Source organism: Parabacteroides sp. AF19-14 (assembly GCF_003635485.1).
Taxonomy (GTDB): Bacteria; Bacteroidota; Bacteroidia; order Bacteroidales; family Tannerellaceae; genus Parabacteroides; species Parabacteroides distasonis.
Genome location: NZ_QTMJ01000032.1, coordinates 1 through 20,423 on the forward strand (window position 1 = coordinate 1; position 20,423 = coordinate 20,423).

Annotated in this window: 29 protein-coding genes and 3 pseudogenes; 15 read left to right on the top strand and 17 right to left on the bottom strand. The window is 43.4% G+C overall.

From position 1 onward, the window contains the following. Positions 1-144: 144 nt before the first annotated feature. From DWX33_RS20715 to DWX33_RS20735, 5 genes are all read right to left on the bottom strand, one after another. Positions 145-423, bottom strand: coding sequence for a hypothetical protein (locus DWX33_RS20715; RefSeq protein ID WP_224201642.1), 279 nt, complete (start codon positions 421-423; stop codon positions 145-147). A gap of 74 nt (positions 424-497) precedes the next feature. Then, a complete protein-coding gene (locus DWX33_RS20720) occupies positions 498-821 on the bottom strand; it encodes a hypothetical protein (RefSeq protein WP_005868762.1) in 324 nt (107 codons plus the stop codon). Positions 822-850: 29 nt separating this feature from the next. Then, entirely contained in the window at positions 851-1,576 is a 726-nt protein-coding gene (locus DWX33_RS20725) for an N-6 DNA methylase (RefSeq protein ID WP_005868764.1), read from the bottom strand. Between the two features lie 15 nt (positions 1,577-1,591). Then, positions 1,592-1,855, bottom strand: a complete 264-nt coding sequence (locus DWX33_RS20730) for a hypothetical protein (RefSeq protein ID WP_005868765.1) — start codon at positions 1,853-1,855, stop codon at positions 1,592-1,594. Between the two features lie 56 nt (positions 1,856-1,911). Further along, positions 1,912-2,391, bottom strand: coding sequence for an LPD28 domain-containing protein (locus tag DWX33_RS20735; protein ID WP_005868767.1), 480 nt, complete (start codon positions 2,389-2,391; stop codon positions 1,912-1,914). Between the two features lie 410 nt (positions 2,392-2,801). Here DWX33_RS20735 and DWX33_RS23200 point away from each other — a divergent pair, with 410 nt between their 5' ends. The 4 genes from DWX33_RS23200 to DWX33_RS20755 all read left to right on the top strand — a co-directional run bounded on the left by DWX33_RS23200 (position 2,802) and on the right by DWX33_RS20755 (position 4,218). Then, the gene (locus DWX33_RS23200; protein WP_370450845.1) at positions 2,802-3,002 is read left to right on the top strand and encodes a hypothetical protein; all 201 of its coding nucleotides are present in this window, start codon (positions 2,802-2,804) and stop codon (positions 3,000-3,002) included. A gap of 197 nt (positions 3,003-3,199) precedes the next feature. Further along, positions 3,200-3,454 carry a hypothetical protein gene (locus tag DWX33_RS20745; RefSeq protein ID WP_005868768.1) on the top strand — a complete coding sequence of 85 codons (255 nt, stop codon included), beginning with the start codon at positions 3,200-3,202 and terminating at the stop codon, positions 3,452-3,454. A 45-nt stretch (positions 3,455-3,499) separates the two neighbouring features. Beyond that, the gene (locus tag DWX33_RS20750) at positions 3,500-3,826 is read left to right on the top strand and encodes a hypothetical protein (protein ID WP_005868769.1); all 327 of its coding nucleotides are present in this window, start codon (positions 3,500-3,502) and stop codon (positions 3,824-3,826) included. A gap of 14 nt (positions 3,827-3,840) precedes the next feature. Further along, positions 3,841-4,218 carry a hypothetical protein gene (locus tag DWX33_RS20755; RefSeq protein ID WP_005868770.1) on the top strand — a complete coding sequence of 126 codons (378 nt, stop codon included), beginning with the start codon at positions 3,841-3,843 and terminating at the stop codon, positions 4,216-4,218. Between the two features lie 61 nt (positions 4,219-4,279). On the opposite strand, the gene DWX33_RS20760 is transcribed toward DWX33_RS20755, so the two are convergent. The 5 genes from DWX33_RS20760 to DWX33_RS20780 form a co-directional block, all read right to left on the bottom strand. Then, positions 4,280-4,552, bottom strand: a complete 273-nt coding sequence (locus tag DWX33_RS20760; protein WP_005868772.1) for a hypothetical protein — start codon at positions 4,550-4,552, stop codon at positions 4,280-4,282. 12 nt (positions 4,553-4,564) lie between these two features. Then, a complete protein-coding gene (locus DWX33_RS20765; protein WP_005868774.1) occupies positions 4,565-4,849 on the bottom strand; it encodes an HU family DNA-binding protein in 285 nt (94 codons plus the stop codon). A 99-nt stretch (positions 4,850-4,948) separates the two neighbouring features. Further along, the gene (locus DWX33_RS20770) at positions 4,949-5,347 is read right to left on the bottom strand and encodes a hypothetical protein (protein ID WP_005868776.1); all 399 of its coding nucleotides are present in this window, start codon (positions 5,345-5,347) and stop codon (positions 4,949-4,951) included. Positions 5,348-5,396: 49 nt separating this feature from the next. Beyond that, positions 5,397-5,717: a type II toxin-antitoxin system PemK/MazF family toxin gene (locus DWX33_RS20775; protein WP_005868777.1), complete on the bottom strand. Its 321-nt coding sequence runs from the start codon at positions 5,715-5,717 to the stop codon at positions 5,397-5,399. Then, entirely contained in the window at positions 5,711-5,959 is a 249-nt protein-coding gene (locus DWX33_RS20780) for an AbrB/MazE/SpoVT family DNA-binding domain-containing protein (RefSeq protein ID WP_005868778.1), read from the bottom strand. Before DWX33_RS20780 ends, DWX33_RS20775 begins: the two co-directional genes overlap by 7 nt. Before the next feature lie 433 nt (positions 5,960-6,392). On the opposite strand from DWX33_RS20780, the pseudogene DWX33_RS20785 reads away from it, so the two are divergent. From DWX33_RS20785 to DWX33_RS20800, 3 genes and pseudogenes are all read left to right on the top strand, one after another. Next, positions 6,393-7,245 (top strand): annotated as a pseudogene (locus DWX33_RS20785) (virulence RhuM family protein). A 16-nt stretch (positions 7,246-7,261) separates the two neighbouring features. Further along, on the top strand, positions 7,262-7,591 hold the full coding sequence (locus tag DWX33_RS20795; RefSeq protein WP_005868780.1) for a hypothetical protein: 330 nt from the start codon (positions 7,262-7,264) through the stop codon (positions 7,589-7,591). A 41-nt stretch (positions 7,592-7,632) separates the two neighbouring features. Next, entirely contained in the window at positions 7,633-8,229 is a 597-nt protein-coding gene (locus DWX33_RS20800; protein WP_005868781.1) for a recombinase family protein, read from the top strand. Between the two features lie 112 nt (positions 8,230-8,341). Here the strand turns inward: DWX33_RS20800 and DWX33_RS20805 are convergent, their stop codons facing one another. The 5 genes from DWX33_RS20805 to DWX33_RS20830 form a co-directional block, all read right to left on the bottom strand. Continuing rightward, a complete protein-coding gene (locus tag DWX33_RS20805; protein WP_005868782.1) occupies positions 8,342-8,740 on the bottom strand; it encodes a hypothetical protein in 399 nt (132 codons plus the stop codon). A gap of 348 nt (positions 8,741-9,088) precedes the next feature. Then, positions 9,089-9,499 carry a hypothetical protein gene (locus DWX33_RS20810; RefSeq protein WP_005868783.1) on the bottom strand — a complete coding sequence of 137 codons (411 nt, stop codon included), beginning with the start codon at positions 9,497-9,499 and terminating at the stop codon, positions 9,089-9,091. 176 nt (positions 9,500-9,675) lie between these two features. Beyond that, positions 9,676-10,302, bottom strand: a complete 627-nt coding sequence (locus DWX33_RS20820) for a RadC family protein (RefSeq protein ID WP_005868785.1) — start codon at positions 10,300-10,302, stop codon at positions 9,676-9,678. 914 nt (positions 10,303-11,216) lie between these two features. Beyond that, a complete protein-coding gene (locus DWX33_RS20825; protein WP_005868786.1) occupies positions 11,217-12,425 on the bottom strand; it encodes a hypothetical protein in 1,209 nt (402 codons plus the stop codon). Positions 12,426-12,628: 203 nt separating this feature from the next. Beyond that, the gene (locus tag DWX33_RS20830; protein WP_224201638.1) at positions 12,629-12,802 is read right to left on the bottom strand and encodes a hypothetical protein; all 174 of its coding nucleotides are present in this window, start codon (positions 12,800-12,802) and stop codon (positions 12,629-12,631) included. Here DWX33_RS20830 and DWX33_RS20835 point away from each other — a divergent pair. From DWX33_RS20835 to DWX33_RS20850, 3 genes and pseudogenes are all read left to right on the top strand, one after another. Continuing rightward, positions 12,784-14,043, top strand: a pseudogene (locus tag DWX33_RS20835) (IS1380 family transposase); the annotation flags it as partial. The gene DWX33_RS20830 and the pseudogene DWX33_RS20835 sit on opposite strands and share 19 nt — an antisense overlap. A gap of 114 nt (positions 14,044-14,157) precedes the next feature. Then, positions 14,158-14,550 (top strand): MobC family plasmid mobilization relaxosome protein, encoded by a 393-nt coding sequence (locus DWX33_RS20845; protein WP_005868789.1) that lies wholly within the window; start codon positions 14,158-14,160, stop codon positions 14,548-14,550. Further along, complete coding sequence (locus tag DWX33_RS20850) at positions 14,547-15,494, top strand: relaxase/mobilization nuclease domain-containing protein (protein ID WP_005868790.1); 948 nt, start codon at positions 14,547-14,549, stop codon at positions 15,492-15,494. The genes DWX33_RS20845 and DWX33_RS20850 overlap by 4 nt, the downstream gene beginning before the upstream one ends. A 21-nt stretch (positions 15,495-15,515) precedes the next feature. Here the strand turns inward: DWX33_RS20850 and DWX33_RS20855 are convergent, their stop codons facing one another. Continuing rightward, positions 15,516-16,175 carry an AraC family transcriptional regulator gene (locus DWX33_RS20855; protein ID WP_004329304.1) on the bottom strand — a complete coding sequence of 220 codons (660 nt, stop codon included), beginning with the start codon at positions 16,173-16,175 and terminating at the stop codon, positions 15,516-15,518. A gap of 23 nt (positions 16,176-16,198) precedes the next feature. Here DWX33_RS20855 and DWX33_RS22320 point away from each other — a divergent pair, with 23 nt between their 5' ends. Continuing rightward, complete coding sequence (locus tag DWX33_RS22320) at positions 16,199-16,387, top strand: hypothetical protein (protein ID WP_005775886.1); 189 nt, start codon at positions 16,199-16,201, stop codon at positions 16,385-16,387. A gap of 47 nt (positions 16,388-16,434) precedes the next feature. On the opposite strand, the gene DWX33_RS20860 is transcribed toward DWX33_RS22320, so the two are convergent. Continuing rightward, complete coding sequence (locus tag DWX33_RS20860; RefSeq protein ID WP_004329302.1) at positions 16,435-17,334, bottom strand: AraC family transcriptional regulator; 900 nt, start codon at positions 17,332-17,334, stop codon at positions 16,435-16,437. A gap of 130 nt (positions 17,335-17,464) precedes the next feature. Here DWX33_RS20860 and DWX33_RS20865 point away from each other — a divergent pair, with 130 nt between their 5' ends. The 4 genes and pseudogenes from DWX33_RS20865 to DWX33_RS20880 all read left to right on the top strand — a co-directional run. Next, on the top strand, positions 17,465-18,241 hold the full coding sequence (locus DWX33_RS20865) for an MBL fold metallo-hydrolase (RefSeq protein ID WP_004329300.1): 777 nt from the start codon (positions 17,465-17,467) through the stop codon (positions 18,239-18,241). Then, complete coding sequence (locus DWX33_RS20870; RefSeq protein ID WP_004329299.1) at positions 18,238-18,906, top strand: radical SAM mobile pair protein A; 669 nt, start codon at positions 18,238-18,240, stop codon at positions 18,904-18,906. Before DWX33_RS20865 ends, DWX33_RS20870 begins: the two co-directional genes overlap by 4 nt. Next, positions 18,903-19,778, top strand: coding sequence for a radical SAM mobile pair protein B (locus DWX33_RS20875; protein WP_004329298.1), 876 nt, complete (start codon positions 18,903-18,905; stop codon positions 19,776-19,778). Before DWX33_RS20870 ends, DWX33_RS20875 begins: the two co-directional genes overlap by 4 nt. After that, positions 19,779-20,270: pseudogene (locus DWX33_RS20880) on the top strand (sensor histidine kinase); the annotation flags it as partial. Positions 20,271-20,423 lie beyond the last annotated feature (153 nt).

A 20,423-nucleotide genomic window follows, 5' to 3' on the forward strand; every position in this document is an offset into this window, starting at 1 on the left:
GGGAAAGAATACTGCGTGAACGCAAATTAATGGGATTACCAGTAACTCCAAGCGTTTTTTGCTACTTTTTTGGGGTGCTTGCCAAAAAGTAGCGGACAGCAAAATACCCTCCCTTCCCTAATCCAAAAGAAGGGAGAATGTGCTTCATTGAAGGTATATAGGTTCCGTTCCCTGATTATAACAATACATAGTGTTATTTCTGAAACCATCAAAGCATATATGAAAATCATCGAAATCCTGTTCCGTGGCCAAACGAACCTTATCACTCAACAAAACCATGCATTGTTTATTGACAGATGTAGCCAAAGAGGTAGTACGTCCCGGCTTTATCTCCAATGCCACCACATAAGAAGTCCTTCGTGGATAGATATACCCAATAATTTCCTCATTGAGTACAACCAAACGAATAACATCTTCATTCAAAACGGGAATATTATTAATTTTGCCCATCATTGTTATAATATAAATCAGTTTATAATCATTAAAATACAATATCATTACAAATGATACCTATAATTTTTATAGGTAAACTTTTCCACCGAGACCACCTCATAAAGATAGTCTTCATGGCAAGAAGCCATTATACAGTTCTCACATTCAAGAATAGGATTTATAACTACACGGAATTTAATAGTGCCGTCCACCAGAACAAACTCCACCCGATTAAAGAACCCTTGTAGAGAATGCCCTTCCTTATCCATCAGACGCACTACTTCACCTGTAAAAACAGCCAATTCCTTAGCCTGCCATTTCGCTTTACGCAAACAACTGTTCGCCGCTTTGACGTTCTCATTCACCTCTTTTGTTCTTATTGCTTTCATACCAAAATCCTTTTTACATATTTATCTTGTCAAAAATCAAAAGTCAGCTGCGTAGCCCTTGCGTTGCTCTGAATCGACCTCTTCAATTCAGAATTATCCTCCATTGCATTTTCAAGTTTCCTAATAAAAGAAGTGTCACCTGCTTCCGTTATCTTTAAAATAGGCAACCATACTCCGGCTATCAGCTGTAAATCTATATGATAACTTCTCCAATGCTGCATTGTCAATGTATTCATCCATGCGACTTCACCGGGTACGCTATTCATCATCAGATTGACAACGGTCATCTTTACACAAATCAAATCTATATCCGAGCCATAACAAAAAAGCCTTCCTCCATCATTCTCTTCCGCACATTTTTTTACAGCGGAAAGTAGCATCCTGCCGGAACCACAGCACGAATCACAGACCGACTGTTTAGGTTTCAGCCTATTTCCCCCCATACATGCCATCAAATCAGCAACGTGTATCGGGGTAAAGAACTGTCCGTTATTCCCATGACTGACACACTCCATGAACATATCTCCCAAGACATCGCAAAATCCTTCCGAATATTCAGACACCCTATAAAACATTTGAACAAAAAGTTCCATTTCATATGGCTTATATCTTTTTTCCACTCTACGATAATCCTCCGCCAACATCCCGACAGACAAATAGTAAAGACAAACATCCAAAAAATCCCGAAAGGCTTCTTCATATCCCCGACTGAAAGCAAGCTTTTCATAAAGTTTCATTATCTCCTTTGGTATCATACTTTTCTGACTTCATTATTCACAACATTCTATATTCCTTGTGCCATAGATTTTATCAAAAGCCGCTTTTATCTCCGAGCGATATTTACAGTCCTTCTCAAAACAAAGTTGTTTTGTCCAAAAATCGAAATCAAAACCATCGGTATTATCAATCGTTACAGAAACATAATCAGTCATACCACTCTGACATACAACCGTATGCCGATTTACACAAAAGTGGTCATTTAAAGCAGTTTCTTTTCGGGTAATGCGTTCTACCATCTTATCTATCCACTTCATACTTATAATATTTTATGTAATTGCCCCATTCCAAGAGGCAGTTACGGTTATACTCATTAAAAATCGTTCTCGTTCAAAAACAGCACATCGCCTTTCATCACCATCCAATTAATCTCACTCAGATGATAGCCACAATGCCCACTCAAAAAAATCTCAATCTCTTCAGTGGTCTGCAATCTCCTGTCTGGGCTTATCACCGCAACATTACCGGAATTACAATCCAATACAGCCAGTTTCTCATAAGCCCACTCACCAAACTGGCAGAACTCGATAAAATTGGTATAGGTTATCCGTATGCTATTGTTTGCATCAAATTCAAGGGGTGACTTTGTAATGAATGAACCTGCATGATTCACCACCACAGAGGGGCTAATCTCTGCCAATGAAGATAAGCTGTCATCCCATCTAATCTCATAAAGGAAAAATCCTTTTGGCAATGAATTGCGGTCTATACGATAACTGGAAAAAAGACCGTCTATCGTTTCATTAATAACTAACTGTTCATAATCTCCTTCTAAATAGTGTACTCGTGACATAACTCGTTGTTTTTTGGGATTGTTAAACTTCTAATTTTATGCTTCAGCTAGATTTAAAGACCTTTTTTTAAAACCCCTTTCCGGGATGGCCTTTTCTTTCTGCCGACTTTTTTTTTGAGCTTTCATGCCCCATCTGAGTTTATGAGCCTTTTTTTTACGGCACACAACAATAAGGAAGGAGGGATTAAGAAAAGTTTTGGACGACAAAAAATGTTGGGGACAGCGAAGCCGTCCGGCGTTATTTTTTTCGGGACAAAGGGCGAAGACCGGAACTCTTTCGTATCCATCCACCGAAATAAATTTGCCGTTCAAAAACAAAGGGTCTCAGATGGGGCTATGAAAAACGCACATTAAGGGAGGCAGAAAACTAGGAAAAGGGCAGTACGGAAAGTAAAACAAGCCATACGGTTTTGCCTGCAACACCGTATTCCTATCTCCCTGCCACAAGTGGCAGGGGGGAACGGGTTAGCAACGGACTGCCGGGACAAACGGTAAAAGGACGGGGCTGCAATACGGAAGAAGGAGGTTGTTTCGGCAATGCCGAAGCTCCGGATGATGACCATTGCAATCCCGCCCACGTTTGGAACTTCTCTTTTCTGGTTTGCCCATAGTCAGCCGCATAGCGGATGACTACGGGTAAACCGGAAATGAGAACAGTCATTCCGATGAAGGGGAGGGTGGGAAAGAATACTGCGTGAACGCAAAAACACAGTATGTCATCTTAAAACAATATCTTTAAAAAGTTTTTCAGAAGAAATGCTTACCAATATCCTAATAATTATTACTTTTGATAACATAATACAACGATATGGAAAAGAAAAAGATTACAATAGAGGTAGAACCAGCTACAGCCGTAGCTACCGTCGGTTTATTGCGTGGGATATTTCCCAGTATCATCGAACAACTGGAAAGGCAAGCCGCAACAAACGGCAGCCCCTTAAAATTCAATAAAGTAGAAAATATGCAAGAAGTATTGGATGAGATTTATGAAAAGTGCATTGCCGAAACGAACCTCCGGGAGTTTGCCCAGGCGCACTTAAATAGTGACGGATTACCTAACTGATACAGAAATACGGAATCTGCCAGCCATCCTTATTCCAAATAACAAATGGTACAGAATTACACACCTGTCATGTGGGATGACAAAGCATTTGCCTTTGTCCCCTACGAAGCATTCAGTGATTTGCCACATTATCCCAAAGAAAAATGTGAGCAAATTTGCAAAGAGCTGAACAGCCTTATAAGACTATGTACTTATAGGCCGAAAAAGGAAGATATTTATTTTCATCCGGTAAGTTATGTACGTCGTTCCGGAGGTTTCATAGTTACGGATAATCAGGCATCCTTTGAGAAATGCCCCTATCCTGCTTGCGCAGACCGTCATAGCTGCCAAAAAATATGTGATTTGATGAACCGTATCATTGAAGAGTCTTAATTATATAAAATACCATGGAACATCCAAACTCCAAATGCAGAATAGCACAAGCTGAATATTTAAGTCGGCTACCTGAAGAAGAACGGGAAAATAAGGCCAGAGATATTAGAATCGGAAACGCCAGCTATATTTACCACCAACAAGCGGTTCCAATCCAAGAAAACAGATTGATAATGTATTATAAAGAGTGGTTGGAAGGTCTTCCTCCCAACATTTCACGCCATATGAGAATGCTTGGATTTGAAGCATGTAAGACAATGATTCCGTTTACGAGATATGTGAACGAAAGAAACGATATTGGTATGCGTGACTGGATGCAAGAGCATCTTTCACCGAGTGACTTCAACTATTGGCAGGAACTTTCGAAAAAAGCAGGTTCGCCAACATTTTAATCCCATCCCGTTCAATACGCTGCCTGAAGAATAAAAGGTGCGTATTAAACGAGAATATTTTTTAGCGTTTAGTCATCTCTTCCCGCACCAGTTCCGTTTCTGTCGGGGAGAGTTTCGGCAATTTGACAGTTGCCGGACTTTCTAACTGGTAAGCCTTCACCTCATTGATAAGCAGCTGCCAGTCAAAAAGAAATTCTTCGGAACAACCATGTTTACGATAAATTTCTTTTGCTGCTTCCAAAATCTCAGGAGCGCAAAAATCGTCTCCCTGAAAGACAACTGCCGGACGATCATTATTGATACAGTCTCTCAATAATCGTAACTGATCTTTCATTGTGTTTACCTATTATGCGTTCTGTTGTTTTACCATTTTCAAAAATTCGTCAGACGGTTTAAATGCCGGTATGTTATGAGCCGGAATAATCATAGTAGTATTCTTAGAGATATTCCGAGCTGTCTTTTGCGCTCTCTTCTTCACTATGAAACTACCGAATCCACGAAGATAGACATTTTCCTCCTTACCCAACGAAGTCTTTACCTCGTTCATGAATCCTTCCAAAACAGCAAGCACCGCTTTGCCGTCGATGCCGGTTCTGGCAGATATTTCCTTTACGATTTCCGATTTAGTCATTTCTTTATAATTTGAAAATTAGCGTGCAAAGATAATTAATCCAATGGATTATTTAAAGTCTGGCATCCGCAGCAAGCCCTGCCTTCGCCCAATGAAGTGTTAAATTGTTGCGTATGGGTCAAGTTCCTTAATCCGCTTACACAAATAATCAAAGCGTTTCTTGGTAAGCGGTGTGAGTGTATCGAGGTTCTTGCCATCGAAATTCTCTCCGAAAATAAGGTCGTCCACTCCTATGCCGTGATTGTAATTCTCGCGCACGCAATCACGCAGAATCCAAAGGTTATGCAGGTTCACCCAGTCGGCTGTAATGTTTCTGATTTTACTGAACAGCAGCGCAGCAGTGTAAAGGTAGTGTCCGCAATGGTTGTAGTCATGCAACACCAGCTTGCCCTGGTAATAGATGTCGAAATCCTTGTTTTCTTCATCTTCCTTTGTATCGCAGTAGAAGAATGGAATGTCTTTCAGACCGTCCCAATTAATATAAGTAGTTGGCTTCATAATATCTTTTTTGAATACGCTACATAACCTGTTATTTGCACACTTTCCATTATTCACAGAACATTTGATGAAACACTTCCTTCAGTCTTTTTATCTCACTGAAATTCAAATCTCCAATCTTTCTTTTCAGCCGGCTTTTGTCCACCGTGCGAATCTGATCCGTGGCTATCTCCCCATCACGCCCGGCTACAGAACACAGAACCCGGTAAGGATAGTTCCTTATGGTGGAGGTTATCGGAGCAATGACTACTATTGTAAGGTACATATTCAAATCTGAAGGAGTTACAACAACACATGGCCGTGTCTTTGCCATTTCACCCCCACGGGTAGGGTCTAACTCTACCCAATACACTCCATACTGTTCTACCATGTCCAATCCTCAAACTTTTCATCCTCAAACACATCAGGGATAAGCAACTCATCATCCCCATTCTCATGGGCACGTTTGGCAGCTTCCGCCCATCCCTGCCGTGGTTGTGCCTTTATCACAATATTGTTCCCGTCCAAAGAAATGCTCACAGCCGATTTCAAGGACAAACGCAACTGTTTCAATATCTCGGAAGGAAGTATTATCCCCTTGCTGTTTCCAATCTGAATAATGTTTGTTACCATAATGTTATAACTTTAAAATTGATTATCACAACACAAATATAGACAAAGTTATAACAATACCAAAAGAAAAGCCAACTTTTTTCCATTTTCACCGATAACCCGGCCAACGGCTGCACTCGTCGGGAGGCTAGTGCCCCCCTTGCCGTGCGGCGCTCCCCGACCTATGATTCTTATCATGTCTTGTGTCCTTTTCTCCGCTTCTAACAAACAAATCTGCATAAAATATAGATTTGCGTTTCCATTTGAATTTTAGTTATTTGATACCCTAACTATGAATAGCAAACAGATAACTGATTTTTAAAACAGCAGAATGTTTCTGTTTTATTAAAATAAAAAGGGAACAAATTTTTAAGGTAATACTTACGGAAAAAACAGACTTTATAACGTTTCTTTTTCGTACATTTGCAACAATATAATAAAAGCGAAACATATAATGGAGAAGCAAGGAGAAATCATACTATACCAACCGGATGAAGCTGTAAGGTTGGAAGTACGTTTAGAAGATGAAACCGTTTGGCTCACACAAGCGCAGATAGCAGAACTTTTTCAACGTGACAGAACCGTTATTACCAAACATATAAATAATGTTTTTAAGGAAAAGGAATTGGAAGAGAAAAGCAATGTGCATTTTTTGCACATTGCTAATTCCGATAAGCCTGTCAAGTTCTTTAGTCTAGACGTAATAATTTCAGTTGGATACAGAGTTAAAAGCGTAAGAGGTACGCAATTCAGGCAATGGGCAAATAAAATTTTAAAAGAATATTTATTGAAAGGTTATTCTATAAACCAACGGCTCAATGACATGGAATATAGAATGAACAATAGATTCTTCCAAATAGAGAAAACCATTGCTGAACATGATGCAAAGATAGACTTCTTTGTACGCACCTCATTGCCTCCGGTGGAAGGTATATTCTTTGACGGTCAGATATTCGATGCGTATAAGTTTGCTACAGATTTAATAAAGTCTGCCAAATGCTCACTTGTGCTTATCGACAACTATGTAGATGAATCCGTGTTACTCATGTTGAGCAAACGAAACAGTGGAGTATCAGCTACTATTTATACACAAAATAAACGCACAGCTCCAACTTGATTTAAACAAACACAATGACCAATATCCTCCCATTGAAGCTAGAACCTACAAAAGTAGTCATGACCGCTTCTTAATCATTGATAATACGGAAGTATATCATATTGGGGCATCGCTAAAGGATTTGGGCAAGAAAATGTTTGCTTTCTCCAAACTGGAACTTCCTGCCCATACGATAATTGATGTATTATGAAATAAGCTAATCACCCATGCGAGAAGCGGAAGAGAATATAAAATTCAAGATGGAAATTGACGTATTGGTTCCCATTCCACGTACTGTCACCCGTGATTTCACCAGTTTGAAGCACCTGCGTCAATGGCAGAAACGGAATGACATCGATGGTTCTCTTTACTGTTTTGCACACCGGGAATACCTGCTCAACGAAAAGGGAGAATGGGAACAATTTACCGTTATCGGCAAACAGGTAGTGACTATCGGAGAACTGGAAAGGCTTCTTTTGGCAATGAAGCAAAAGGGGTTCAACCAATACAGCCGTGAGGAATATGAAGAATTAATGTCTTCATATTTGAAAAAGTGAAGAATTAAAACCTTCATTACACATTTAAATACGAAAACAGGATGAAAATAGGATATGCCCGTGTTTCCACCAAGGAACAACATCTGGATATGCAACTGGAAGCGTTGAAGGCTGCCGGATGCGAGAAAATCTTCTCTGAGAAAATGACCGGACGTCAACAAAACCGCCCGGAACTGGATGCCTGCCTGAGCTTTCTCCGGGAAGGCGACACACTTGTCGTATATAAGCTGGACCGGCTTGGCCGTTCGCTGAAGAATATCCTTACGCTATTGGAAGATTTCAAGAATAGGGGCATCCAATTCACCTCACTGCAAGACAACATCAGTACGGAAGGCGCAATCGGCCAACTGATGAACAACATTCTCGGTGCTTTCGCTCAGTTTGAAAGAGACCTTATCTATGAGAGAACCCAAGAAGGCAGAAGAATCGCCAAGGAAAAAGGTGTCAAATTCGGCAGAAAGACACTTATCAACAAAAACAACATCGCCAAGCAGAAAAGCTGCATCCAACTCTATGAATCCGGAACGCCGGTAAGGGAGATACAGAAAATATTAAACATAGGCAGTAGCGGAACAGTATATCGCCTATTAAGAAGGAATGGAATTGCGCTGAAATCCGAGAACAAAAATAACAAATAACGAATAAACCTCTGCCCATCCTTCAAAGATGATTCTCAAAGATCGTCTGCAATTCCACCTCTCAGCAAGATTATAGGAAAGTCCCCTTCACGGGGACTGATTTTTTTTAATTTTAATACAATAACTCCATGCACTCCTGTACCGCTTTTTCCAATGCTTCTTCCAAACAACAAAAAGCGTCCGCATTACTTTCGGAGTCATACAACACATAATCTCCAGCCCTCACAACCACATGCCAGACCGCCACGTTTTGTTCTGTTTGAAACGTATATTCACGAGTCTGTATCATCCATTGGATACATGCTGCCAGTGTCGGGCACTCGCACATATACATCGGGGTATTCCTTCCCTCAATATCGGTGCGTAGCCTATCCTGTTTGTCATACCAATACTCACAAGGCACGTAATAGTATAATTCCTTCATCATAAGAGCTGTGTCGCTATTAACCAATCTCTCTTTGTTGATTTGTGTAATCAAATTTTCCATATTAGCATTATTTAAGTTGAACATCTGATTTATTCTTCAGCTAGATTCAAGACCTTTTCATTTTTTGTATCGGGAAGGTCTTTGGTCAGCCGACCTTTTTTTTGATGTCATTCCCCATCTGAGTTCTGAGCCTTTTTTCGGCATATCAAGGTCTGGATTGCAAGCAATAAGCCAAGTTTCACTTATGGAAAATGTCGGGAAGACACTTCTTCATCGTTATTTTCCATACAGTAAAGGCGCATGGCCGTAACTTGCCATTTGCGGAATCCCGAAACCTTTGCCGAGCAAAAAGCCGGACTCGGATCGGAGGAAAGAAGCCGGGGGAGGCAGCCCACAGAAAGGGCAATCCGATACAATCAAGAAATTAACCTGCTATACCCTTGTGCGAGTGAAATAATCCATCATAGACACTACATACCTAAGTAGTGGTATCAATACACCGATCACATATATCATAGCGTAGCCCAAAAGGACAAAAGGTAATGTTTTACGATAAAGACATGCAACAGCGAGCAATATAAACGAAAAAGAAAAGCCATAAACCCCATATTGAAAACCGGGTATCAACTCATAAACAGGTACGGGTTCCGGATGAAGCATGGCTCCGGCCACAATAGAATAAAGGCTGGTCAATAATATAAGCAGCGTATATAAGCAACTCTTAAGAATCCTGGGATCATTCCTTTTACAATAGAGAATCGTTCGGATATCACTTCTAAGAAACTCAATGCCCAGTAAGAGAGCCACCATAACGCCTGTATCAAAAGTAGAAAATACATTCATTCCGATCACCTTTGGCGCGAAGATATGTATTTATTCTGAAAAGCCACGTCTTTGCGTATTTTACGATGTCGCATCCGATAGTCCGGGAAGCATTTTTTTGGTTCTTTTTTGGGGTGACTGCCAAAAAAGAACCCCGAAGCCGAAATCCCGGGCAGACGGGATTTCTCCCGTCCACCTTACCTATTTTGCAATCTTCCCTCGTCCGCATAGCTATAATAGTTATTGCCTGCCACAATCACATGGTCAACCAAACGGATGTCTAATGTTTCAGCGGCTTTTTTAACTGCTTCCGTCAAGCGGTCATCCGCACTGCTGGGCTTGCGTGCTCCTGATGGGTGGTTATGTACCATGATAAAAGATACGGCGTTATAATACAATGCCTGCTTCATGATAACCCGTATATCCACAGGGGCGGTATTTATCCCGCCGCATGAGATACGGACTTTACGGATGAGTTTGGACGAACTGTTCAGCAACAGCACCCACATCTCTTCAGTAGCTATATCGCACAAAACAGGATGCATCATTTTATAAACATTATTGCTGGATAAAAGCGCAGGACTTTCAACTTGCCCTTCTTTCAGCCGTTTATATAGCTCAATCGCCGCATAAGCGACTTTTTTACGGCTGGGTGTTAGTGTTTCCAGTACATCAGACAAGCACAATCCTTCTATTTCCATCTGTTCATACTTATATTCTTCACGTTTCAGTTTCTCACTGTTCGTCAAGGTATAAATCAACTCGCTGTTTTCCATCACCCGATAAACGTCATTCACTTCAAATACGGTTCTCTTCGTTTTCATACTGCCAAAAATTAAAAGATTAATACTCGCAAACATCGCTTGTCGCCCCAACCATAAATTTTTCCTCAACTGATTGGGAACAGTGCATTGAAGAGAAAGCGGGAAAGACGGATCAGAACGGGATTGAACTGGTAAATACTACCTCCCGGAATGGGAGGATGGAGATTTGGCTTTTCAATATCGGGCGTTCCGGCCACGCCTACCTTCGCAATGTTCCTATCAGTTCAGGAAAAAATCATCATACCTCTCTTCCGGCATAGCCGGAGCGTAGAGCGTTAGGGATAGCAGGGAAAAGCCTGGAGGGTAACGAGGACTTGCAACGAATAGCCCGGTCAGAAGGGAACGCCCTGAAAAACTAATTCGGATACAGAAGATGAACAGAACCGCCTTCCAATCATATAAAAAAGCGTGAAAATCAACACATACTTCCGAAAAATCTTTTTCCGAAAGTACGTATAGGGCATGTGAAGGGAAAATTTATTTTCCCAGTCATTTCTATGTTATCGCTTTGGGGATATTTAAAGGGGTTAGGAGTTTAGGTCTTTATTATGTATTTTGGTGGATGGTTTTACACAGCCGATACCTTTTATTTAAAAATTTCTCTCTTTTATTTCACTGATATACCGACATATAAAAAAAACAGGGATTACCTATTCCCTTCATTAACGGGTGGACGGTTTTACACAGCTGACAAGTGAAACCGGACGCTTTTACACAACTAAAGCAAAAGGAGTGGACGGTTCTACACAACTAGAAGCAAAAGGAGTGGACGGTTCTACACAACTAGAAGCAACAAACGGGACACTTCTACACAACTAAAACAGGCAAAGCGGATGACTCCACACATCTAATCACCCCAATAGGGACACTTCTACACAACTAATTCTATAAAAAACCGTGAAACGTGGACGGTTCTACACAGCTGGATCGTCCATGTTCACCGCCCCGTCCGTCTCCGGAGATATGAACTCTTCAGGAGCAGGAGCAACTTCCGTTCCATTGGCACTCTCCAACTCTTCCTGTGCCCATCCTTCCGGAAACCTGCCGAATACAGCCACGAAATCACTGATATATATCTGTTTCTTCTTTTCTACGCTTTCCGGGGAGTTTGCCCATAAAAGGAACTCTTTATACAGTCCGGCATCTTCCTCCACCTCTTTGATCTTCTTCCTCCTGACAGCCATATCCGTGTCCGGGTAGGCAATCTCGACATACAGCCCAAGCAGGTTCTTATAGAATTTCTTCACCACGACAGCATATTGTCCTTCATCAAAATAGTGCAGCGTATGCCTAGGAAACGAGAACAACACGGTATATGCCCATCTCTCATGATCGCCTTTCACAAAAGAGAAATTGAAATTGGTATATTTCAGGTAAGTATTCATCTTTTTCAGTATCGAGGCGACCTTCTTTTTCCGGTCTTTGGGTTCGGCAATCTCTATGCCGAGCTTTTTAGCCAGCTGATCGACTGTCAGCACATAAAAAGGAGCCTCATTCTTGGTGGTCTTATACTTGATCAGGTAAACCATCTTGGAAAGTTCCAGATAGAAATAGCGGTAACGGCTGGGCAGGCTACGGTAATCCTGAAGTTCCAAGAGGTTATAGAGCGAGAACATGAAATTCTTTATCTCCGGGCTTACCACTGCCGAGTACAGCCTTTTCGTTGACTTCTTCGTCTTGAAATCGGTCATTATGTCGAAACGTTTCAAGATCTGCACGAAATTATAGGATGTACGGCCATCCTCGCCAATGGTCGGATAGCAGAGGTTCTCCAATCCCAGTTTATAGAGAGCCGCCTCAAAAACCGTCTCGATAGGATGGCTGATTCTCTGTCCTGCCGTGTCGGTACATACATATTCCGGCTGCATATTCTTTCCGAACATGGCCGCGAGCTGCCGGCTATCCAGCTTGCGCTGCAAGTTGGTACGGTCATACCCCATCTTACGGCAGAAGTCTTCTACGGAGAACCAGGAAGTCCCGAACAAGTCTTTGAGGTGATAGCTGCCCAGGTATATGATCAGATCGAGCATGACATTTCCACCTGCCTCATACAACCGTTCAATCAGCACGGAATTATAGCTTTCCCCAAGCACCCTAGGGACACGAATCAGTTCTTTTGCCATGATAATACTTACAAAATCAATCCTTTCTCTGTTTTCATTGCCACAAAGATAGGCATACCGGCCAACATACGCGTCATAATTATCAATCAGTTTTAACGGTATGACCGGTATGGGAAAAGGAGAAGTACTTTCCTGAAGAATGCTTTATCCGCCCTTCATCAGAAAGAAAGCATCTTACACCTGTACCCCATAGACATCCTATATTACTTTTTCAGTTCTTCCGATAAAAAGGAACGGTCTATCAATACTTGCACCAATGGTTTCTCTTTGACAAACTCATCAAGCTCACGCTTTATCAATTTATTGCCCAACCCTATGCGTCGTCCAAATTCCTCGAAATCCTTCCGCCCTACCTGATGAGCAATTTGACTCCACATTGTCATCTGTAATCGACTCAACCCTCGGTCTAAGGTGTAGATCGTTAGGTTATCAGTACAGCGAAATCATCCGTTCTCTCATGAGTATCTACTTCTGTGGTGGCTCATGTATTGAGGATGTCACTACTCATTTGATGAACCATCTCTCGCTCCATCCGACACTTCGTACTTGTAGTTCTGATACTATCCTCAGAGCGATAAAGGAACTGACGCAAGGAAACATCTCATACACATCAGATACGGGTAAGAACTACGATTTCAACACGGCTGACACTCTCAATACTTTACTGCTCAATTGTATGTTTGCATCTGACCAACTGAAAGAGGGTGAGAAGTATGATGCAAAGCCTACATACAAGAAGTTCTCTGGTTATCGCCCTGGCGTGGCGGTTATTGGTGACTTGATTGTTGGCATTGAGAATAGCGATGGTAACACAAAAGTTCCATTTCATGGCACGTTTTCTCGCCATGGCAGAGCTTAAGTAAACTTAGCTCTGCTCATCTGGCTTAACGAAAACCTTCGTTTTCATCAGAAGGACACGCTGAAGAGGTTCTTTGAGAGATTTGAACAGAACAGGCTCACTATCAATCGTTTCAGAGCTGATTGCGGATCATGTTCCGAGGAAATCGTGGAGGAAATAGAGAAACACTGCAAGTCCTTCTATATCCGCACTAACCGCTGCAGTTCGCTCTACAATGACATATTTGCTCTCAGAGGCTGGAAGACTGAGGAAATCAATGGCATTGAGTTTGAATTGAACTCTATCCTTGTTGAGAAGTGGAAGGGTAAAGCATACCGACTTGTGATTCAAAGACAGAAACGGATGGACGGTGTGCTGGATCTTTGGGAAGGAGAATACACATACCGTTGTATCCTGACTAACGACTATGAATCTTCCACAAGAGAAATTGTCGAGTTCTATAACCTTCGTGGAGGAAAGGAACGTATCTTCGATGATATGAACAATGGTTTCGGGTGGGACAGATTGCCCAAATCCTTCATGGCCGAGAACACTGTGTTCCTTCTTCTTACAGCACTTATCCGTAACTTCTACAAGGCCATTATCCAAAGACTTGACGTAAAGAGGTTCGGACTCAATGCAACAAGTCGCATAAAAGCGTTTGTCTTCAGGTTTATCTCTGTACCAGCCAAGTGGATCAGGACATCAAGGCGGTATGTGCTGAATATCTATACCTGTAACAATGCTTACGCAGATATTTTTCAGACTGATTTTGGATAACGCCTACAACTTATGGGTATGATACTGCGTATTGTCTCAAGTCGCATTGTGGGGTAAGGGGATGTTGTAGGCAGAAGTGGGTGTTTCTGCCTCAATTTATCTGATAATTCAGTAATGAGAGGACGTGTACACGCAAGAAGGACGTTGAAGGGCTTAGTTGCGGATTTGAGGCAGGTAAGAAAATACAAAGAATTAACAGCAACCGAGAAACTGAAATACCGTATCGCAGTGAAAATGACGGCAGCCGACTACTTCCGCCTGCTGACACGATCGCATGAGGCGGGCGTATCACCAAGCGAGTACATGAGGGAATGTTTCCGTAACGGTCATGTGAAAGAACGGCTGTCGGAGGAACATGCCGGATACATCCGCCAACTCTGCGGCATGGCTAACAATCTCAACCAGCTTGCGCGTAAGGCAAACGCCGGAGGCTTCCACGATGAACGGTGGGACTGCAAGGTGGCAGTGGCAAGGATTCATGAACTTATAACCAAGATAGGGATATGATGGCGAAAATCGTAAAAGGAAGCGACTTCAAGGGTGCGGTGGATTACATCATCGACAAGAAGAAGGATACGCAGATAGTAGCAAGCGAAGGCTTGTTTATGGAAAATCTGGAAACTATCGCCATGAGTTTCAATGCCCAGTCACGGATGAACGATAAGGTGACAAAACCTGTCGGACATATCGCGTTGAGTTTTTCCAAAGAGGATGAGTTACGGCTGACGAACCGTATCATGGCAGGCATCGCGCTTGAATATATGGAACGGATGGGAATCAAGAATACGCAGTTCTTCATCGCCCAGCATTTCGACAAGGAGCATCCGCACGTGCATATTGCTTTCAACCGCATAGACAACAACGGCAATACCATATCGGACAGGCACGAGCGTCTGCGCAGTACCCGCATCTGCAAGGAATTGACCTTGAAATACGGCTTGCATATGGCTGGCGGAAAGGACAATGTCAAACGCAACCGCCTGAAAGAGCCAGACAGGACGAAATATGCGCTTTACGACATCATCAAAATGGAAGTCGGCAGATGCGGCAACTGGAACGTGCTTATCGCCAACCTGAAACGGCAGGGAGTGGAAGTACATTTCAAGCATAAGGGGCAGACCAGCGAGGTGCAGGGTGTTGTATTCTCCATGAATGGCTACCATTTCAACGGCTCCAAAGTGGACAGGCGTTTCAGTTATTCCAAGATTGACGCGGCTTTGCAGCACAACAGATGCAGGGAACGTATGGGAATAACAGCCGGAATATATGAAACGGCTACACCAAGCGCACCGTCCGGCACGGCACAAAGCGAGTTGTTCAACGGCTCTTGGGGATTGCTAAAAAGCAGTGGCTCATCTTATAACACTGCTGATGCGGAAGCCAATCAGGAAATGGTGGATATACTTCGCAGAAGGAAGAAAGTTAAGCGCAAGAGAGGTGTTGGGTTCTAATATTCTGTACTAATCCAATTCTCACGACACTTGCGCTCTATATTCATTCGGAGTGTAACCTACCTCTTTCTTGAACAGTCGGGTAAAATGTTGCGGGTACTGAAAACCGAGATTATAGGCGATTTCATTAACGGTGTCGTCTGTAGATGCAAGTTCCGTCTTGGCTATTTCAATAGACTTGTCATGAATGAAATGCAGGGCGGTTGAACCTGTTTCTTTTTTCAATAAATCACTGAAATAGTTGGGCGAGAGGCAGAGCTTGTCTGCACAATACTGTACAGTGGGCAAGCCTATCCGTTTAGCAGCCCCATCATGGAAGTATTCGTCAAGCAACCGCTCAAATCTTGCGAGGATGTCTCGGTTTTGGTTGTCGCGTGTGATGAACTGACGGTCATAGAAACGTGTGCAGTAATCAAGGAACGTCTTGATGCTGTCTGTGATGAGGTTCTTGCTGTGACGGTGTATCGGATGGTTCAATTCATATTGAATCTTGTGGAAGCAATCCATGATGATTTGCCGTTCTTCCACACTAAGGTGCAATGCCTCGTTTGTCTCGTAGGAAAAGAACGAATATTCACGCATTATCCGCCCGAGAGGTGTATTCCGCAGCAGGTCGGGATGGAACATAAGCAGGTAGCCATCTGGTTGGAACTGCATGCCGTCATCTTCCGCACCGAACACCTGTCCGGGCGCGATAAATATCAGTGTGCATAATTATTCCTAAGTCTGTGAAACCGGAACGCATGAAGCAGAATCTCGACATATTAGACTTCACCCTGTCGGCCGACGACATGGCACGGATAAAGACGCTGGATACCGACAAGCCTTTCTTACTCGGCTCGCACGAAGATCCAGAAATCGTAAAATGGTTCATGCAGTACAAAAACGCCTGAACATCAACAACCATATTTCGATAGCCGCTATCGACTATATTAAGAAGTTATTCGTATATGCCTTTATTGTAATCCGTCATGTACTGAGTAAATGTTTTGCCTGTTTGCTGTTTGAAGAAGCGCATGAGATGGCTCGGATCAGAGAAATTGAAATCATCCGCCATTTCACTGACAGTGCGGTTGGAGAATAGCAATTCGTTCTTCAGTTCCTCAAGCAGACGTTGTTTTATCAAATGGGTAGCTGATACTCCGAATTGGGCTTTTACTGAGTTATTGAGTGTGATGCGACTGACATGAAGCATGTCTGCATATTCCTGCACCCGCTGGTGGGTGCGGATATTCTGTTCCAACAAGTCCTTGAACCGAAAAGCGAAATTGTTTTTAGCAATTTCAGCGGGCAAGCAATAGGCGGCAGCGTATGTACGATTGATAATCAGCAAAAGATAATATAGTAAGGAAACAATGATATTGTACGTATCGGACACTGGATTCATCAGCTCATACTTAATCTTTCCGAGCAGCCGCATATATTCCTTCATTTCGTCATGTGTGGCATTGATGTAAGGCGGCGTATCTGTCTGGTAACAATACAAAAGGCGAAAAACGAAGAACTTGTCGGCGATAAAAGTACGCATGAAATCTTCGCGGAATATAAGGAACGTGTAATCCAACGCCGTCTCATCTACATGCCACTCTTGTTGCTGATGGGGTGAAAGCAGGAGAACCATGCCGTCGCGCAGTTCAATCTTGCGGAAGTTCAGTAGCAAATATCCGTTTGCCTTACGGAAAAAGTAGAAGCTGAAGAAGTCTGTCTTAAACCGCTTGTTTTCTGTCAGCACAAGTCCGATGTCCTTGTTTATGGCAGTATTGATGTAAAAATCCACGCCGCAGCGTGTCTTGTTGAACGGTACGCTGACCAGTCGATCAGGGTTGATTATCTCGTCCATATCCTTGTCGTTTTTGCAAAGATAATAATTTCATTTATCAAAATGGCATAATTACCGTTTTTTCAGGCATAGATGTTTCGCCGGATTCTTCCGAACTTTGCACCCGTAATCAATAACAAGACATATAGTCATGAAAAAGACATCTACAGTACAATTGGTGCGCAATGCCACCTTGAAAATCAGGTATGCGGGACACACCATGCTAATTGACCCCGTTTTAGCCGACAAAGGCACTTTGATATCGGCCCTCGGTGTGAATAAAACACCGAGGGTACACCTCACCATTCCTATTCAGGATATTATCGGAGGCGTGGACATGGTGCTCCTGACCCACAATCACATCGACCATTACGAGCCGAGTGTCCCCACACATTTGCCCAAAGAAATTCCTTTCTACGTTCAGCCCCAGGACGCGGACGCCATCAGAAACGACGGATTTACAAATGTGATACCCATCGAAGAAATAAAAACAATAGACGGCATATCCATTTACCGCACGACCGGACATCATGGTTTCGGGCAGATCGGGCAGATGATGGGACCTGTATCAGGTTATGTGCTAAAAGCCGAGGGCTTCCCGACCGTTTATATAATGGGTGACTGCCGATGGGAAGCATGTATCCGAGACACCGTGGAACGGTTCAATCCTGACTATATCGTGGTAAACTCCGGAGGTGCAATCTTTCCCGAATTTTCCAAAACGGACGGTCCTATCATCCCCGACGAGAACGAAGTGATGCAGATACTTGACGAATTGCCTTCGCATATCAAGCTGATAGCCGTACACATGGATGCCATCGACCATTGCCAGACCACCCGTGCAATTCTGCGCAATGAGGCAACGCATCACGAAGCCGACATGAGCCGGCTGATTATCCCGGAGGACGGAGAAACAGTTGTGTTATGAGTGTCTGCATTAAATCCCTGATAAAAAACATGAACATAGTGGTAGGGTGCACTATAGGATGCCCTTACTGCTATGCCCGTAACAACTGCCGCCGTTTCCACATTACCGACGACTTTTCCGTGCCTGAATACATGGAACGAAAACTGCGCATCATCGATACGTCCCGTCCTCATGTGTGGCTCATGACAGGAATGAGCGATTTCTCCGATTGGAAGCCTGAATGGAACGCAGAAATTTTCGAGCGGATCAGCAGCAATCCCCAGCACGCCTATATCTTTCTGACGAAGCGCCCTGACAAAATCAGTTTCTCCTCTGACGACGAGAACGTATGGATGGGCGTGACCGTCACGCGCAGTTCCGAGAAAAGGAGGATTGATGATTTGAAAAAGAATATCAAAGCACGACACTACCATGTCACGTTTGAACCTCTCTTCGATGATATCGGCGAGATTGATTTCGAGGGAATTGACTGGATTGTCATAGGCACAGAGACCGGAAACCGAAAAGGAAAGTCATATTCGCGCCCCGAATGGGTGCTTAGCATTGCAGAACAGGCAAAGGCTCATGGCATACCGGTGTTCATGAAAGAGGATTTGCTGCCGATTATGGGCGACGAAAGAATGATTCAGGAATTGCCGGAACAATTTACCAGACGAATACAATGAATATGGATACAATAAAGGAAATAGATGTAAAGAGTGTAATGACCAAATCCTCTCTGCCGGTGGGAGGATATTCGGTCAACCCTTATGTAGGGTGTCCCCACGCCTGCAGGTATTGCTACGCATCGTTCATGAAACGGTTCACCGGGCACACCGAGCCGTGGGGTACGTTTTTAGATGTAAAAAACTGGAAGCCGATAACGAATCCTCATAAATACGACGGTGAACGTGTTGTAATAGGGTCTGTGACGGACGGTTACAATCCGTATGAAGAAGAATTCCACCGTACCCGAAGGCTGCTCGAAGAGCTGCGAGGAAGCGATGCCGAGATTATGATATGCACAAAGTCCGATCTTGTCCTTCGCGATCTCGACCTGTTGAAGAGTTTTCCCAAAGTGACTGTGTCATGGTCTGTCAATACGCTCGACGAGCAGTTCTGCGCAGATATGGACAACGCCGTAAGCATTGAACGCCGTCTGAAAGCGATGCGTCAGACATACGAGGCAGGTATCCGCACCGTATGCTTCGTCTCGCCCATATTCCCCAGAATAACAGACGTGAAGGCAATAATAGAGGAGGTAAAAGATTATGCTGATTTAATCTGGCTTGAAAACCTGAATTTACGCGGGCAGTTCAAAGGCGGGATAATGACGTATATCCGTGAGAAGTATCCTGACCTCATACCGCTTTACGAGGAAATTTACAATAAAAAAAGGCTTGAATACTGGCAGGCATTGGAGCAGGACATTTCAAATTACGCCAAGGAGCAGGGCTTCCCGTATCGTATAAACGATCTGCCATACGGACGCTCGGAAAAAGGCAAACCTGTCATCGTAAACTACTTCTACCACGAAAAAATACGATTGACAAAATGAGGCTATGCCGGACTGATGCAGAAAAGTTGTAGCGCGGATAAAAGCACCATGTATGTGGATAATATCCGGCAATCTTCCGAGCGTATGCGGGAGATGCTCAACACGCTGCTGGATTTCTTCCGTCTGGACAACGGCAAGGAGCAACCCAACCTTTCCCCTTGCAGGATTTCCGCAATCACGCATATTCTTGAAACGGAGTTCATGCCCATTGCCATGAACAAGGGGCTGACTTTGATAGTGGAGAGCCACACCGATGCGGTGGTTTTGACCGACAAGGAACGTATCCTGCAAATCGGCAACAACTTGTTGTCAAACGCCATCAAGTTCACGGATAACGGTAGTGTATCATTGGCAGCGGATTATGATAACGGTTTGCTGAAACTTATCGTTGAAGATACCGGTACGGGCATGACCGAAGATGAGCAACAACGAGTATTCGGTGCATTTGAACGTCTTTCAAATGCCGCCGCAAAAGACGGCTTCGGATTAGGCTTCCTGCAACCAGCCGTTATCCAACAGCCGGGTTAAATGCGTCCTCCCTATCTCGGCCGTCCCTTGCAGGACGACACAGCGGTCTTTCTCCTGGAGCTTTCTTAATTCCTCCAGTGAAGCCGCCATTTTCTCCGCCATTGTTGCCATAACCGT

Bases quoted from the DNA above. Each gene is read 5' to 3' on its own strand.
- DWX33_RS20875 (WP_004329298.1), top strand. From the start codon at position 18,903: ATGAATATGGATACAATAAAGGAAATAGATGTAAAGAGTGTAATGACC.
- DWX33_RS20825 (WP_005868786.1), bottom strand. From the start codon at position 12,425: ATGGCAAAAGAACTGATTCGTGTCCCTAGGGTGCTTGGGGAAAGCTAT.
- DWX33_RS20725 (WP_005868764.1), bottom strand. From the start codon at position 1,576: ATGATACCAAAGGAGATAATGAAACTTTATGAAAAGCTTGCTTTCAGT.
- DWX33_RS20860 (WP_004329302.1), bottom strand. From the start codon at position 17,334: ATGGACGAGATAATCAACCCTGATCGACTGGTCAGCGTACCGTTCAAC.
- DWX33_RS20805 (WP_005868782.1), bottom strand. From the start codon at position 8,740: ATGTTCAACTTAAATAATGCTAATATGGAAAATTTGATTACACAAATC.
- DWX33_RS20730 (WP_005868765.1), bottom strand. From the start codon at position 1,855: ATGAAGTGGATAGATAAGATGGTAGAACGCATTACCCGAAAAGAAACT.
- DWX33_RS20765 (WP_005868774.1), bottom strand. From the start codon at position 4,849: ATGACTAAATCGGAAATCGTAAAGGAAATATCTGCCAGAACCGGCATC.
- DWX33_RS20865 (WP_004329300.1), top strand. From the start codon at position 17,465: ATGAAAAAGACATCTACAGTACAATTGGTGCGCAATGCCACCTTGAAA.
- DWX33_RS20795 (WP_005868780.1), top strand. From the start codon at position 7,262: ATGCGAGAAGCGGAAGAGAATATAAAATTCAAGATGGAAATTGACGTA.
- DWX33_RS20780 (WP_005868778.1), bottom strand. From the start codon at position 5,959: ATGGTAACAAACATTATTCAGATTGGAAACAGCAAGGGGATAATACTT.
- DWX33_RS20775 (WP_005868777.1), bottom strand. From the start codon at position 5,717: ATGGTAGAACAGTATGGAGTGTATTGGGTAGAGTTAGACCCTACCCGT.
- DWX33_RS20745 (WP_005868768.1), top strand. From the start codon at position 3,200: ATGGAAAAGAAAAAGATTACAATAGAGGTAGAACCAGCTACAGCCGTA.
- DWX33_RS20830 (WP_224201638.1), bottom strand. From the start codon at position 12,802: ATGTGGAGTCAAATTGCTCATCAGGTAGGGCGGAAGGATTTCGAGGAA.
- DWX33_RS20800 (WP_005868781.1), top strand. From the start codon at position 7,633: ATGAAAATAGGATATGCCCGTGTTTCCACCAAGGAACAACATCTGGAT.
- DWX33_RS20755 (WP_005868770.1), top strand. From the start codon at position 3,841: ATGGAACATCCAAACTCCAAATGCAGAATAGCACAAGCTGAATATTTA.
- DWX33_RS20820 (WP_005868785.1), bottom strand. From the start codon at position 10,302: ATGAAAACGAAGAGAACCGTATTTGAAGTGAATGACGTTTATCGGGTG.
- DWX33_RS20850 (WP_005868790.1), top strand. From the start codon at position 14,547: ATGATGGCGAAAATCGTAAAAGGAAGCGACTTCAAGGGTGCGGTGGAT.
- DWX33_RS20760 (WP_005868772.1), bottom strand. From the start codon at position 4,552: ATGAAAGATCAGTTACGATTATTGAGAGACTGTATCAATAATGATCGT.
- DWX33_RS20770 (WP_005868776.1), bottom strand. From the start codon at position 5,347: ATGAAGCCAACTACTTATATTAATTGGGACGGTCTGAAAGACATTCCA.
- DWX33_RS20750 (WP_005868769.1), top strand. From the start codon at position 3,500: ATGGTACAGAATTACACACCTGTCATGTGGGATGACAAAGCATTTGCC.
- DWX33_RS20845 (WP_005868789.1), top strand. From the start codon at position 14,158: ATGAGAGGACGTGTACACGCAAGAAGGACGTTGAAGGGCTTAGTTGCG.
- DWX33_RS20735 (WP_005868767.1), bottom strand. From the start codon at position 2,391: ATGTCACGAGTACACTATTTAGAAGGAGATTATGAACAGTTAGTTATT.
- DWX33_RS20810 (WP_005868783.1), bottom strand. From the start codon at position 9,499: ATGAATGTATTTTCTACTTTTGATACAGGCGTTATGGTGGCTCTCTTA.
- DWX33_RS20870 (WP_004329299.1), top strand. From the start codon at position 18,238: ATGAGTGTCTGCATTAAATCCCTGATAAAAAACATGAACATAGTGGTA.
- DWX33_RS20720 (WP_005868762.1), bottom strand. From the start codon at position 821: ATGAAAGCAATAAGAACAAAAGAGGTGAATGAGAACGTCAAAGCGGCG.